General features: G+C 72.1%; 12 protein-coding genes and 1 pseudogene. 9 read left to right on the top strand and 4 right to left on the bottom strand.

Annotated elements, in window-relative coordinates:
- The 3 genes and pseudogenes from ACIGG8_RS25510 to ACIGG8_RS25500 all read right to left on the bottom strand — a co-directional run.
- Positions 1-950: pseudogene (locus tag ACIGG8_RS25510) on the bottom strand (hypothetical protein); the annotation flags it as partial.
- Positions 943-1,524 (bottom strand): DUF4365 domain-containing protein, encoded by a 582-nt coding sequence (locus ACIGG8_RS25505; protein ID WP_396551000.1) that lies wholly within the window; start codon positions 1,522-1,524, stop codon positions 943-945. The pseudogene ACIGG8_RS25510 and the gene ACIGG8_RS25505, both read right to left, overlap by 8 nt.
- 558 nt (positions 1,525-2,082) lie before the next feature.
- The gene (locus ACIGG8_RS25500) at positions 2,083-3,027 is read right to left on the bottom strand and encodes a nuclease-related domain-containing protein (protein WP_396550998.1); all 945 of its coding nucleotides are present in this window, start codon (positions 3,025-3,027) and stop codon (positions 2,083-2,085) included.
- Positions 3,028-3,278: 251 nt separating this feature from the next.
- On the opposite strand from ACIGG8_RS25500, the gene ACIGG8_RS25495 reads away from it, so the two are divergent.
- Positions 3,279-3,869 (top strand): HAD family hydrolase, encoded by a 591-nt coding sequence (locus ACIGG8_RS25495; protein WP_396551012.1) that lies wholly within the window; start codon positions 3,279-3,281, stop codon positions 3,867-3,869.
- Here the strand turns inward: ACIGG8_RS25495 and ACIGG8_RS25490 are convergent.
- Complete coding sequence (locus tag ACIGG8_RS25490) at positions 3,866-3,997, bottom strand: hypothetical protein (RefSeq protein WP_396550997.1); 132 nt, start codon at positions 3,995-3,997, stop codon at positions 3,866-3,868. The two genes, ACIGG8_RS25495 and ACIGG8_RS25490, sit on opposite strands and share 4 nt — an antisense overlap.
- 40 nt (positions 3,998-4,037) lie before the next feature.
- Here ACIGG8_RS25490 and ACIGG8_RS25485 point away from each other — a divergent pair, with 40 nt between their 5' ends.
- The 8 genes from ACIGG8_RS25485 (at position 4,038) to ACIGG8_RS25450 (ending at position 14,051) form a co-directional block, all read left to right on the top strand.
- Positions 4,038-4,340, top strand: coding sequence for a hypothetical protein (locus ACIGG8_RS25485; protein ID WP_396550996.1), 303 nt, complete (start codon positions 4,038-4,040; stop codon positions 4,338-4,340).
- A 79-nt stretch (positions 4,341-4,419) separates the two neighbouring features.
- Positions 4,420-5,124: a VIT family protein gene (locus ACIGG8_RS25480; RefSeq protein ID WP_396550994.1), complete on the top strand. Its 705-nt coding sequence runs from the start codon at positions 4,420-4,422 to the stop codon at positions 5,122-5,124.
- Positions 5,125-5,331: 207 nt separating this feature from the next.
- Complete coding sequence (locus ACIGG8_RS25475) at positions 5,332-7,878, top strand: ATP-dependent Clp protease ATP-binding subunit (RefSeq protein WP_396551010.1); 2,547 nt, start codon at positions 5,332-5,334, stop codon at positions 7,876-7,878.
- 112 nt (positions 7,879-7,990) lie between these two features.
- Positions 7,991-9,367: a histidine kinase gene (locus tag ACIGG8_RS25470; RefSeq protein WP_396550993.1), complete on the top strand. Its 1,377-nt coding sequence runs from the start codon at positions 7,991-7,993 to the stop codon at positions 9,365-9,367.
- Positions 9,364-10,041 carry a response regulator gene (locus ACIGG8_RS25465; RefSeq protein ID WP_396550992.1) on the top strand — a complete coding sequence of 226 codons (678 nt, stop codon included), beginning with the start codon at positions 9,364-9,366 and terminating at the stop codon, positions 10,039-10,041. Before ACIGG8_RS25470 ends, ACIGG8_RS25465 begins: the two co-directional genes overlap by 4 nt.
- Positions 10,042-10,316: 275 nt before the next feature.
- Entirely contained in the window at positions 10,317-10,604 is a 288-nt protein-coding gene (locus tag ACIGG8_RS25460) for an SHOCT domain-containing protein (RefSeq protein ID WP_350523202.1), read from the top strand.
- Positions 10,601-11,356, top strand: coding sequence for an ABC transporter ATP-binding protein (locus ACIGG8_RS25455; RefSeq protein WP_396550989.1), 756 nt, complete (start codon positions 10,601-10,603; stop codon positions 11,354-11,356). The genes ACIGG8_RS25460 and ACIGG8_RS25455 overlap by 4 nt, the downstream gene beginning before the upstream one ends.
- 124 nt (positions 11,357-11,480) lie before the next feature.
- Positions 11,481-14,051, top strand: coding sequence for an ABC transporter permease (locus ACIGG8_RS25450; RefSeq protein ID WP_396551008.1), 2,571 nt, complete (start codon positions 11,481-11,483; stop codon positions 14,049-14,051).
- Positions 14,052-14,107 lie beyond the last annotated feature (56 nt).

Below are 14,107 nucleotides of genomic sequence, written 5' to 3'. Positions count from 1 at the left end.
GGACTGCCCGCCTGCTTTTTTGCAAGAAGGTGGACTCGGCCGATTACTGTCGCATACTGCGGTCCGTCATCCTCTGCCAGATGCTGGGCGGCCTTGCTTAGGACTTCGGCGTCGGATCCCTGCAGCTCGAATCGGAGAGACGCCGATCCCGCTACCGGTACAGCTGGATCCCAGTCGACAGTTATGTCTGCCCCATCTGACATTGAAGTCATTTCAAGTAGGGCACTCGCCATCTCATATGAAACGCCATTAGGGACTCCGTCGAGGAACCCCGAGAAGCTTCCCTGGCTCTTGAAGTGGTCGACAGCTTCAATCGTCGCTTCCACCGCCCTGACCACTGCCTGGCTGACAGAGCGCGAGGAAGCTGCCCCAAGGCCCTCCAGTGCTGGTTCGGCATGAGCCTTCAGTGGCACATCAACAGACGGAGGAATGAATGCGGTGACGATATAGCTGCCCGGCGCTGTCTGCCCCATTAGGACCTGGTCTAGGTAGCGGTTCGCAAATCGACCATGTCGGTTTACGAAATGACGCTCTGGGCCCAGGTAGAACTTTGCGCCAGCTAGCATTGCGCGGCGCGCAGAATCGATAAGGCGCTCGCCGCTTCGCCAATGAATGAGTCCACTGGGTGCAGCTGACTCGCGTCGAAATCGGAACTCGTCGGAGCTGCTTACCGCGAGTTTAGGGAAGACCACTCGACTCCAGAAGTCGTGATTCTGGGCGATTTGATCAAGGGCGGCGGCCATTATTTCGAGGAAGTCGGGATCCTCTTGGTCTAGAGGCAGGAGCAGGCCGGCCGCGCGAGACCAGATCGGGTTATCGCCCGGCGGGGAGAGCCGAAGGTAGACCCCTCGGCGGCCACCAGCGAGCTTCCAGCCCGAGTCTTCGAGTAGGACGGCGAGTTTTTCGGGGTCAACTCGCTCCGCCAGGGCGGCGGCAGAAGGCTCAGCCATGAAGCGGATCACCCCTATCGACTCGGTCCATAAGCTTAATTAGGGTCTGCGCGTCGAAAATGTCGCTGGTTGAGATCCTGACGCTGGGCTTCTTCACCCCAGGATCAACCTGCATTCCTTCCAGGTGCTTCCAATAGCATGCCCGCCTCGTCAGCAAGCCGCCATGTGTTGCTTCCGTCCACTCGGCTTGGGCGGTCGGTGCGGTCATAACGACCAGGATCGACTTGTAGTTACGGCGAGGCTTGGCCAGGTGGTCGAAGTACTGCCGCTTGGTGAACTGGTAGCTGAAGGTGTCCTTTGCCGCGTCAGGCACCAACTGAGTAGTGCACTTGAGCTGAGCCAGGAGCATCACCTCCTCCTCCAGTGGAGTGGCAGGCGGCCTCACGAAGGTGACGTCCATGCCCCAGAGGTCGGCGCCCACGCGCTCGACGGTGCATCCAGCAGTAGCGGCCACGCTCGTCACATACCCGAGCTGGAGCAGCTCCATCATGTCTGTGACCGTCTTGGGGTCGATGGCCTGAATGTGGCTTTCGCGCGGCTTCCTGGTGCTTCCCGCCTTGCTCGCCGTCGCCATAGGCCCACCTCCCGGCGGAAGCCTAGATCACGGGGGGTGCGCGGTAGCCAGCTTTTGCGATATTCGACATGGTCGAACACTAGTGCGGTCCGGTGACAGTGGCTAGACCCGGAGCCTGGCTTGAGGGGCGGGACCTGGACCGCCGACCAGCCTTGCGTGATGGGCGCCTGGATGGAGTCGGGCTTGAGCTGCGGTCTGTATATCTGCTGCTTGCCGGAGTGTGCGATGGCGATGGCTGTGACATCAGCGGCTGACATCAACGGTGACGGACATAAGCGATCATCGTGAGTCACTCGGGGATTTCCGTGTCAGCAGTCCACCGGTGAGCCGCTCGCAAGAGAGGCCGCTGATCGAACTTACAAAGCAGATGTCGGCGGTTCGAAACCGTCCGCGCCCACCAGCACAGAAGGCCCGCAGCGATCATGCTGCGGGCCTTTTGACTGCAGTGATTGACAGCAGCCGTTGATGTCAGTCCGGCGTCGGCGCCGATCCGCTCGAAGGGCCGGCTGAGGTTCCGGGGCTCGATCGGACCTGTCGACAGGCGTCGGGCAAGCCGAGTCAGCGGGCCTTCTTCCCGCGCGTGCCCATCCGGCTCCAGACGTAGCGATGGCGGGCAACCCTGAAGACCCGGTCAACCCTGCTCGGGGACAGCACCGCGGGCCGGGCGGGCAGGACGTCGGTGATCTGCTCGCCGTCGAGGACCGTCACTTCCGGTGTCGCCCCAAGCGTGATCTTCTGTGCACCCACGACGGCGATGACGGGGTGGACGGGTACGTCGAAACCACACCACACGGCCAGCAGGTCAGCGGTGCGGGCCGCCTCGAACGTGGAGTTCTCCACGTACGGGAAGCCGTTGCGGTTGACCTTCACGATCTTGTCGCCGACCCACACGGTGGCGCCCGGGTGGTGCTTCGAGTTGACCGTGAAGACCCCGGGCGGGCCGATCACCACATGGTCTATGTCGGCCCCGGATGGCAACGGGACCCCGTGGAGCACCTTCCAACCCGAAGCCTTCAGCGCGTCCAGTCGGGCCCCCACGATCTGCTCGCCCTCCAGCCCACGCAGCGTGCTCGAATCACCGAGCCGCTGGCGGGAAAGCTTGGCGGCGAGCCGGACGAGCAGCCCGTACCTCTCTTCGCCCGCACGCACCAGGCTTTCCAAGCCGGCGCCAGGAAGGTTCAGCGACAGGTCGTCCTCCTCGCTCATCGGCGGAAGGAACGGGAGCGCCGCACGAGGCTGCGGTACCTGTGCCGGGATCACCTGGGGAGGTGGCGTCTTCTCGCCGCGACGTTGGACGGTGCGGGGCGGGACGTGACTGCCGAATGAGCGGCACCACTCCTCGACCTTGGCCAGCGCAGACTCCTCGAACTCCGGGAGCTCGACCATGACCATGCCGGTCCTGCAGTCCAGCCAGGCCACCGAATCGCCGCGGGCGCCGGCCTTGTTGACGTAGAGCCGCTCCTTCCCCGGGACCCGCCAAGGCTTGACCACCAGCGCTGTCATGCGTCCCCCTCCGGCATGCGCTTCCTGACCACGGTCAGCATGCCCACGTACGGATCGGCGGGAACGCGGAGAGGCAGCGAGCCGACCCGGTCCAGCCGGAGGCAAGCGGGCGGAGACGAAGTGGCGGGGGAAGGAGGAAACAGGGGAAGAGGGTGCGTGTGAATGTCGGGTGGGTCGGGGCGGACCCCGGGGGGCGGGGTGGTGGGGGTGGCTGGTAGGCAGGTGGGGTGACTGCCAGGGCGTTTGATGCGGTGTTGTGCGATGTGGACGGCGTGATCCGGTTCTTCGACGGGGCCGGGGTGGCGGCGTTGGAACGGGCGGCGGGGTTGGGGGAGGGGAGTACGGCGGGCGTCGGGTTCGCGCCCGAGAACGACCGGCCGTTGTTGCTGGGGCGGATCGGCAAGGCGGAGTGGGTGGAGTCGATCGTCCGCGGGCTGGAGGGGCGGGTGTCGGCTGCGCAGGCGCGCGGGCTGGCGGAGGCGTTCGCCAACTCGCCGTTCTGGGCGGACGAGGTCGCGGTGGGGATGCTGCGGCGGGTGCGGGAGCACTGCCGCTTGGTGCTGGTGACCAACGCGACGGTGTGGCTGGACGAGGACCTGGCGCGGCTGGGGCTGACGGACCTGGCGCACGAGGTGGTGAACAGTTCCGTGGTCGGCAGCGCCAAGCCGGAGCGGCGGATCTACGAGATCGCCGCGGAGCGGGCGGGGGCGGCGCCGGAGCGGTGCCTGTTCGTCGACGACCGGCAGGAGAACGTCGACGCGGCGGTGGCGTTGGGGATGGCCGGGGTGCTCTACCGAGGCCCGGAGGACCTGCGGCGGGCGCTGGCGCCGCTGTTGGGCTAGCGGGTGGTGTGGGCGCCGCCGTTGAGGTGGAGGGTCTGGCCGGTGAGGTGGCGGGCGCTGGGGGAAGCGAGGAAGTGGGCGGTGCGGTCGACGTCGGCGGGGATGCCGGGGCGGTCGGTGTGGGTCATGGGATCCCCCCGGATCTATGTTCAGGTCCACACGTACGTCATGAATGTCACGGTGGCGGTGGCGGTGGTGGTGGCGGTGGTGGCGGTGGTGGCGGAAGTGACTGCGGCTGGGATCGCCGAGGCCTGGCGGGGGGAGAGGCCCGGGACGCCGTCCGGGCACGAGCTCGTCGAGCGGTCGGTGGACGTGGTGCTGGGCCGGGAGGCGTGGCTGGTGGGCGGGCTGTCGGAGGAGGAGCGCCGGACGTTGGTCGTCCTGCTGGACAAGCTGCCGGCGGACGTCCGGCTGCGGGTGGCGGGGGCGTCGGCGCCGGGTGAGGATCGGGGGGACCGGTCGGACCCCTGAGCCGGACCCCTGAGCGGGCCCCCTGAATCGGAGCCCTGAGCCGGATTCCTGAGGCTGAACCCCTGGGAGCGGTGGACGGATGGCTGAGCAGGTCGGGGAGACGCGGGCGGAGCTGTCGTCGCGCCTGAACTGGCTGCGGGCGGCGGTGCTGGGGGCCAACGACGGGGTGGTGTCGACGGCCGGCATCGTGACGGGTGTGGCGGGCGCGGCCGGTTCGCGGACCGCCCTGCTGGCGGCCGGGGTGGCCGGGCTGCTGGCGGGGGCGATGTCGATGGCGGCCGGCGAGTACGTGTCGGTCAGCACCCAACGGGACACCGAGCGCGCCGCGTTGGCGAAGGAGCGGCGGGAGCTGGCGGAGGACCCGGAGGGGGAGCTCGACGAACTCACCGACTACTACCGGGGCAGCGGGCTGACGGACGACCTCGCGCGGGACGTGGCGGTGGCGCTGACCGAGCGGGACGCGCTCGCGGCCCACGCGCAGACCGAACTCGGCATCGACCCGGAGGTGTTGACCAATCCCTGGGAGGCGGCGCTGGCCAGCGCGGCCGCGTTCACGCTGGGCGCGCTGGTGCCGCTGCTGGCGGTGCTGCTGCCGCCGGAGTCGTGGCGGCTGGGGGTGACGGTGGGCTCCGTGGTGGCCGCGCTCACCCTGTCGGGCTGGGCGAGCGCCAGGATGGGCGGGGCCGGTCCGGCGCGGGCGGTGGGCCGCAACGTCGCGGGCGGGCTGCTGGCGATGGCGGTGACGTACAGCGGTGGTGTGCTGCTGGACAGCTTCACCGGCTGACATCTCGGCGGGGCAGGCGGAGGGCCGACCAGGGCGTCGGCGGGCCGGGGCGTACGGCCCGCACGGCACGGCACAGCACCGCGCCCACGGCACGGCACAGCACCGCGCCCACGTCACGTCACGGCGCCGTTCGGCTCGACAGGCGAGGTCGTGCGGCCTGTGTTTGTGTGGCTGCAAACCGCTTGGGAGAGGTGACTCGTCGTGACCATGCCCCCGTTCGGATCGAACGATCCGTTCTCCGACCTGCTCAGCCGGTTCTTCGGGATGAGCCCGATGGCCTCCCCGCCCGCCGTGCAGCGGGTGCCGATCGGGCGGTTGCTCAGCGAGTCCTCCCAGGAGTTGCTGGCGCTGGCGGCGCAGCGTGCGGCCGAGGACGGGTCCAGTGACCTCGACACTGCCCACCTGGCCTGGGCGGCGACCCGGGTGGACCCCGCGCGGCGGATGCTGGCGCGCGCGGGCATCGACCCCGACCAGCTGTCCGCGGACCTGGAGCACGTCCTGCCGTCCGGCGGTGCCGGTGCGGTGGAGGGGCAGCCGGCGCTCACCCCCGCGGCCAAGCGCGCCCTGCTCGCCGCGCACGCCCGTTCGCAGGAGGCCGGTGCCTCGTACATCGGGCCGGAGCACATCCTCGGCGCGCTGCTGGACCAGGAGCGCTCGGGCGCGGGTGTGGCGCTGCGCAACGCGGCGCCTTCGCAGGAGTCGCTGAAGTCGGTGCTGGAGACGCGGGGCACCGGCGGCGAGCGGGGTGGTGCGGGGGCGCAGCCGAGCGAGACGCCGACGCTGGACGAGTACGGGCGCGACCTCACCGAGGAGGCGCGTTCGGGCCGGCTGGACCCGGTCGTCGGGCGGGCCGAGGAGATCGAGCAGACCGTCGAGATCCTTTCCCGGCGGACCAAGAACAACCCGGTGCTGATCGGCGAGCCGGGTGTCGGCAAGACCGCGATCGTCGAGGGACTGGCCCAGCGGATCGTCTCCGGGGACGTCCCGCGGAGCCTCCGGGAGAAGCGGGTGGTCACCCTCGACCTGGCCGCGCTGGTGGCCGGCTCCAAGTACCGGGGCGAGTTCGAGGAACGGCTGAAGAGCGTGATCGACGAGGTCACGGCGGCCGAGAAGAGCGTCATCCTGTTCCTGGACGAGCTGCACACCGTGGTGGGTGCGGGCGGTGGCGGGGAGGGCTCGATGGACGCCGGCAACATCCTCAAACCGGCTCTCGCCCGCGGCGAGTTGAGTGTGGTCGGCGCGACGACGCTGGACGAGTACCGCAAGTACGTGGAGAAGGACGCCGCGCTGGAGCGCCGCTTCCAGCCGGTGCTGGTGCCCGAGCCGAGCGTCGAGGAGACCGTCGAGATCCTGCAGGGGCTGCGCGACGCCTACGAGGCGCACCACCAGGTGCGGTTCACGGACGCGGCGCTGGACGCGGCGGCGACGCTGTCCGACCGGTACGTCAGCGACCGCTTCCTGCCGGACAAGGCGATCGACCTGCTGGACCAGGCCGGTGCCCGGGTGCGGCTGCGCAGCCTGAGCGGGTCCACCGAGGCGACCGGGGTGCAGGACCGGATCACCAAGCTGAGGCGGGAGTTGGAGGAGGCCGTCGCGGACGAGGAGTTCGTGCGGGCCGCCAACCTGAAGACCGAGCTGCGGCACACCGAGGACGAGCTGGCGGCGATCGCCGAGTCCCGCGAGGAGGTCGTCGACGTGACGGCCGACGACATCGCCCAGGTGCTGTCCTCCCGGACCGGCATCCCGGTCGCGGAGCTGAACGCGACCGAGAAGGAGCGGCTGCTCAAACTGGAGCAGCACCTGCACGAGAAGGTGATCGGCCAGGACGAGGCGGTCACCGCCGTCGCCCAGGCGGTGCGTCGCGGCCGGGCGGGGATGGGCGACCCGGAGCGGCCGACCGGCTCCTTCCTCTTCCTCGGCCCGACCGGCGTCGGCAAGACCGAGTTGGCGAAGGCGCTGGCGGCGCTGCTGTTCGGGGACCCGGACCGGATGATCCGCTTCGACATGAGCGAGTTCCAGGAGAAGCACACCGTCTCCCGGCTGGTCGGCTCCCCGCCCGGGTACGTCGGCTACGACGAGGCCGGGCAGCTGACCGAGGCGGTGCGCCGCAAGCCGTACAGCGTGCTGCTCTTCGACGAGGTGGAGAAGGCGCACCCGGACGTCTTCAACCTGCTGCTCCAGGTGCTGGACGACGGGCGGCTGACCGACTCCCAGGGGCGTACGGTCGACTTCCGCAACACCGTGGTGATCATGACCAGCAACATCGGCTCGCAGCGGATCCTGGACCACGCGGGGAACGTCGACGACATCCGGGACGACCTGATGCGCGACCTGCGGCAGCAGTTCCGGCCGGAGTTCCTCAACCGGATCGACGAGGTGATCGTCTTCCACGCCCTCACCCGGAAGGACCTGCTGTCGGTGGTGGACCTGCTGCTGGAGCGCAGCCGGCGACGGCTGCGGGCCCAGGACGTCCGGCTGGAGGTCACCGGGGAGGCCAAGGAGTACCTGGTCAACCGCGGGTACCAGCCGGAGTTCGGGGCCCGGCCGCTGCGCCGGACGATCCAGTCGGAGCTGGACAACCGGATCTCCAACCTGCTGCTGGACGGCTCCGTGCGGGAGGGGGACACGCTGATCGCGGACGTGAGCGACGGCGAGCTGGTGGTGACGATGGCGCGGCCGGAGGCGTCGGCGACCTTCGAGGAGGCTGCGGCGTCGGAGGAGAAGGCGCAGGCTGGAGTCGGCGCGGACCGCTGAGGGGAGCAGGAGCGGGTTCGGGCGTACTCCGGCGGGAGTACGCCCGAACGCCACCGGTGGAGGACGCGTCGGAGCGGAAGCCGGGTCTAGCGTTTCGGGCATGATGCCGCCCATGTCCCCGTCACCGGAACCGGATCCGTCGGTGCCGCGCTCGCCGTCGGAGCGGCCGGAGCGGCCGGAGCAGCCGGAGCCGTCGGTGCCGCGCTCGCCGTCGGAGCGGCCAGAGCAGCCGGAGCCGTCGGTGCCGCGCTCGCCGTCGGAGCGGCCGGAGCGGCCGGAGCCGTCGGTGCCGCGCTCGCCGTCGGAGCCGCCCGCGCCGCCCGAGCCGTGGCGCCCGCCATGGGCGCGGGCGCGCCTTCCGGTGGGGCTGGCGGTCGGCGTCGCGGCGGTGCAGGTGGTCGGTTCGACCTTCGCCGCGCACAACCAGCCCGGGCGCGCCCCGCTCGACGCGTTCGGCTACGTGCTGCTGCTGCTCGGGCCGGCCCTGCTGGTGCTGCGCCGGCGCCGACCGGTCGCGGTGGTGGTCGGCACCTCGGTGGCCACCGCGGCCTACCTGGCCGCCGGCTACCCGTACGGGCCGGTCTTCCTGAGCTGGCTGATCGCCTGCAGCGTGGCGATCGGCGCCGGGCACCGCCGGGCGGCCTGGGCGGGCCTGGCCGGGGTGTACCTGGTGCACGTGCTGGTGACCTTCGTGCTGCCGGAGAGCTGGCAGCGCGCACCCGCGCACGGCGTGGCCTGGCAGGAGGAACTGGGCCTGCTGGCCTGGCTGCTGCTGGTGATGGCGATCGCCGAGATCGTCCGGTTCCGGCGCGAGCGGATCGCCGCCCACCGGGCCTACCGGCAGCAGCTGGAGGAACGCCGGGCGAACGAGGAACGGCTCAAGATGGCCCGGGAGCTGCACGACATCCTCGCGCACAGCCTGTCGCTGATCAACATCCAGGCGGGGGTCGCGCTCGCGCTGCTCGACCGGCGGCCGGAGGAGGCCCGCACGGCGCTGGTCACCATCAAGTCGACCAGCAAGGAGGCGCTGGGCGAGGTCCGCCAGGTGCTGGCGACGCTGCGCGGGCCCGGGGCGGCGCCGCGCGGTCCGGCCCCGGGGCTGGACCGGCTGGACGAACTCACCGCGCAGGCCGACCGGGTGGGCCTGGAGGCCGAGGTGCACGAGCACGGCGAGCGGCGTGCGCTGTCCGCGACCGTCGACCTCGCCGCCTTCCGGATCGTCCAGGAGGCGCTCACCAACGTCATCCGGCACTCGGCGGCCCGGCAGGCGGTCGTGGTGCTGGACTGGAGGGATCCCGCCGTGCTGGTGGTCCGGGTCGAGGACCCGGGCCCGGCGGTGGTCGCCGACGCCGGAGGGGCCGGCAGCGGACTGGTCGGGATGCGGGAACGCGCGGCCGCGTTCGGTGGCACCATCACGGCGGGGCCGCTGCCCGGCGGCGGCTTCCGGGTCCGGGCGGAGCTGCCGACACCGAAGGCGGGGAGTGAGTGATTCGGGTACTGCTGGCGGATGACCAACTGCTGGTCAGGGCGGGCTTCCGGGCCCTGCTCGACCTGCAGGACGACCTCACGGTGGTCGGCGAGGCGGACGACGGGGAGGCGGCGCTGCTGCTCGCCCGCGAACTCGTGCCGGACGTCGTGCTGATGGACATCCGGATGCCCCGGATGGACGGGCTGGAGGCGACCAGGAGGATCGCCGAGGATCCGGCGCTGTCCTCCGTACGGGTGGTCGTGCTGACCACCTTCGAGCTGGACGAGTACGTCTTCGAGGCGCTGCGGTCCGGGGCGGCGGGCTTCCTGGTCAAGGACACCGAGCCGGCCGACCTGCTGCGCGCGATCCGGGTCGCTGTCGCGGGGGACGCGCTGCTCTCGCCGGGGGTGACCAGGCGGCTGATCGGCGAGTTCGCCGCCCGCTCCAAGGCACCGGAGGCCGCGCCGAAGGGACTCACGGACATCGCGGCGCTGACCGAGCGGGAACGCGAGGTGCTGGCGCTGGTCGGGATGGGGCTGTCCAACGAGGAGATCGCCCGGCGACTGGTGGTCAGCCCGTTGACGGCGAAGACGCACGTGAGCCGGGCGATGGTGAAGCTCGGGGCGCGCGACCGGGCGCAACTGGTGGTGCTGGCGTACGAGTCGGGGCTGGTGCGGCCGGGCTGGCTGGGCTGACGGCCCTCGCGCGGGAGGGCGTTGCCGGGGGAGGGCTCGGCCGGCGAGGGCTGTGCCGGGGAGGGCCCTTCCCCGGACGAGCCGGTCGTCCCTGCGTGGCTACTCCCGGCTCGGCTACTCCCGGCCCGGCGTGTCACCGGCCGTCCGTACTCTCCCGGGAGTATCCCGACTGCCGCTGCCGGTAGGACGCGCGATGAGACCCCTCGGCGGGACGCTCAAGGCACCTCGGGAACCGCCCGAGGTCCTGGAGGCCCCCGGCCGAGGAGATGAACCCCATGTACACGCAGCTGGCCGATTGGCACGGGCCCGGGCCGTGGATCCTGCTGGTCCCCCTGGTCTGGATCGCCGTGGTGTTCCTCGTGATCGTGGTGCTGCGCCGCACGGTCTGGCGCCGGCGCGGCTGCGGCTTCGGGTACGGCGCCGGATCCGCCGCCGAGCACCCGCTGGCCGTCCTCGGCCGCCGTTACGCCGAGGGCGACATCGACGCCGAGGAGTACCGCGCCAAGCGGGCCGTGCTCAGCGAGTCGGCCCGGGAGGACACCCGGGGAGGCGGTGCCAGGTGACCACCCTCGACGTCGTGCGCGGCACCGCCGCACGGGTCGCCGACGCCGTGAAGATCCACGGCGTCGGCGGCACCGAGGTCCGGGCGCTGGACCACGTCACGGTGGAGTTCCCGGCCGGGCGCTTCACCGCGATCATGGGCCCCTCCGGCTCCGGCAAGTCCACCCTGATGCACTGCGCGGCCGGGCTGGACACGCTCACCGCCGGCACCGCCTGGATCGGGGACACCGAGCTCGGCTCGCTGAGCGACCGGCGGCTCACGCTGCTGCGCCGGGAGCGGATCGGTTTCGTGTTCCAGGCCTTCAACCTGGTGCCCACGCTCACCGTCCGGGAGAACATCACCCTCCCCCTCGACCTGGCCGGGGCCACCCCCGACGGGGCCTGGCTGGAGACGCTGATCGACGTCGTCGACCTCGGCGACCGGCTGCAGCACCACCCCAGCGAGCTCTCCGGCGGCCAGCAGCAGCGGGTCGCGGTGGCCCGGGCACTGGCCGGGCGGCCGCAGGTGGTCTTCGCCGACGAGCCGACCGGCAACCTCGACTCCCGCACCGGCGGCGAGGTGCTCGGCCTGCTGCGCCGGGCGGTGGACGAGATGGGACAGGCCGTGGTCATGGTCACCCACGACCCGATCGCCGCCGGCTGGGCCGACGAGGCGCTGTTCCTCGCCGACGGCCGGCTGGTCGACCGGATGGAGCGGCCCAGCGCCGGGCTGGTGCTGGACCGGATGAAGGCCTTCGAGCGGGGGCGGTCATGAGCGAGCGACAGAGGTACGCCCGAACGGCGGGGACGTGCTCCCGGACGGCGGCCGCGGGAGGGCGGGGCGCCCAACGGCGCGCACGGGCGACCGCCCCTGCCGGGCGAAGCGAGGCGCGCGCATGATGCCCGTCACGCTCCGCCTCAGCCTGCGCTCGCTGCGCGCCCACCAGCGGCGGCTGGCCGGCACCCTGCTGTCCATTCTGCTCGGGGTGAGCTTCCTGACCGGCACCATGGTGCTGGGCGACACCCTGCGGGCCAACTTCGACACCCTCTTCGCGGACGCCAACGCGGGCACCGACGTCGTGGTCCGCAGCGCCGACGTCCTGGACTCCGCGGGCACGGCCGGCGGGGTGCGGGCGCCGGTGGAGGCGGCGCTCGCCGACGGGCTGCGCTCGGTCCCGGGCGTGGCGGCCGCCGAGCCGTCCGTCCAGGGCGCGGGCCAACTCGTCGGCAGCGACGGCAAACCGATCGGCGGTCAGGGCCCGCCCACGCTGGCGGGCAACTGGCTCGCCGACGGCCGGCTCAACCCGTACCGGCTGGCCGAGGGCCGGGCACCGGCCGCCCCGGGCGAGGTGGTGGTGAACCGCGGCGCGGCGCGGGCGGGCGGGCTGCACCTCGGCTCGACCACGGTGCTGCGCACGCCCGATCCGGTGCCGGTCACCGTCGTCGGCATCGCCACCTTCGGGGCGAGCGCGGACGGCATGGGGCCGAGCACCTTCACCGCGATGACCTTCGCGGACGCCGAGCGCTACCTCACGCCCAGGGGCGCGGGGCAGGCCGCCTCGATCCAGGTCCGGGCGGCGGGTGGGGTCTCGCAGCGGGAGCTGGTCGACCGGATCGCCCCGCGCCTGCCCGCCGGCGTCCAGGCGGTCACCGGTGCGGCGGCCACCCAGGAGTCCACCCAGCTGCTGTCCGGGCGGTTCCTGACCATGTTCACCACGTTGCTGCTGGTCTTCGCCGGGATCGCGCTGCTGGTGGCGACGTTCACCATCCACAACACCTTCGCCATCGTGGTCGCCCAGCGCAGCCGGGAGAACGCGCTGCTGCGGGCGCTCGGCGCGGTGCGGACCCAGGTGCTCGGGGCGACGCTGGCGGAGGCACTGGCGGTGGGCCTGCTGGCCTCGCTCGGCGGGCTGCTGGGCGGGATCGGGGTGGCGACCGGGCTCAAGGCGCTGTTCTCGGCGCTCGGCTTCGCCCTGCCGACCGGCGGCATGGTGATCAGCGCGGCCGCCGTGCTCCTGCCACTGCTGGTCGGGACGCTGGTCGCGGTCGGTTCGGCGTTGCTGCCGGCCGTCCGGGCCGGGCGGACGGCTCCGCTGGCGGCGCTGCGGGACACCGGCGTCGACCGGGCGGCGCAGGGGCGTTCGGGCGTCGTCCGGGCAGTGCTCGGGGGGCTGCTGCTGGCCGGGGGCGTCCCGGTGGCGGTCCTCGGTGCGACGGACGGTCCGTCCGTCCTGCTGACGGCGGCCGGGGCGGTGGCGGTGCTGCTCGGCACGGTGGTGCTCGGGCCGGTCGCCGCGGCCTTCGCCGTCCGGGCACTGGGCGCGCCGCTGCCCAGGATGCGCGGGGTCTCCGGGGCGCTGGCCAGGCGCAACGCGGCCCGCAACCCGCGCCGGACGGCGGCCACGGCGAGCGCCCTGATGATCGGGGTCGCCGTGGTCACGCTGTTCACCGTCTTCGGTGCGTCGATCAAGGCCACCCTGGACGACACGGTGAGCACGTCCTTCGCGGGTGATCTCGCCGTCACCACCGCCTCGTTCGGGGCCGGCGGCAGCGGGATCAGCCCCAAGGTGGCGGACACCCTGGCCGGGCTGCCCGAGGTGCGGCAGACGGTCGGGCTCGGCAGGGGCGTCGCCCGGATCGACGGGCACGGCCGGGCGCTGGACGTGACCGACCCGGCCCGGCTGCCCGGCATCGTCGACCTCGGCCGGGTCGACGGATCGCTGGATGCACTCGGCACCGACGGGCTGGCGGTCTCCCGCAGCGAGGCGCAGCAGCACGGCTGGCAGCTCGGACAGACCGTCACCGTGGGCTTCACCGACGGTGCGAGTGACCGGTTCACCATCCGTGCGCTCTACGGGAGCGGCGGGCTGGCCGGGGACTATCTGATGACCAGGCAGGCCTGGGCCCCGCACCGGGGGCAGGACGCCGACACGATGGTCGCGGTCGGGCTGCGCGACGGCGTCCCGCCGGGCGCCGGAAAGGCGGCGGTGGAGAAGGCGCTGGTGCCCTTCGGAAGTCCGCAGGTGCAGGACCGGGCCGAGTACGCCAAGAGCGCGGCCTCCGGCGTGGACACGATGCTCTCGGTGGTCTACGCGCTGCTGGCGCTGGCGGTGCTGATCGCGCTGCTGGGCATCGCCAACACGCTGACGCTGGCGGTGCACGAGCGGACCAGGGAGCTGGGGCTGCTGCGGGCGGTCGGCCAGACCAGGGCTCAGCTGCGCGGCATGGTGCGCTGGGAGTCGGTGCTGGTGGCGGCCTTCGGGACGGTCGGCGGGCTGGGGCTCGGCGCGTTCCTCGGCTGGGCCCTGGTGCGGGCCTCGGACGGCGCCGGGACGGGGTCCTTCGCGATACCGCCCGGGCAGCTGGCCGTGGTCCTGGCGGCCGGGCTGCTGGCGGGCGCGGTGGCGGGCCTGCGCCCGGCGGGCCGGGCGGCACGGCTGGACGTCCTGCGGGCGATAGCGACGGAGTAGGAGGGAGCGCAGACGGCGAGGCGGCGGACCGCCGCCTCGCCGGGGCGCCGGGCCGG

Source organism: Kitasatospora sp. NPDC085464, from assembly GCF_044541955.1.
In the GTDB taxonomy this organism is placed as follows: domain Bacteria; phylum Actinomycetota; class Actinomycetes; order Streptomycetales; family Streptomycetaceae; genus Kitasatospora.
This window is presented reverse-complemented; position numbering and strand designations above follow the sequence as displayed.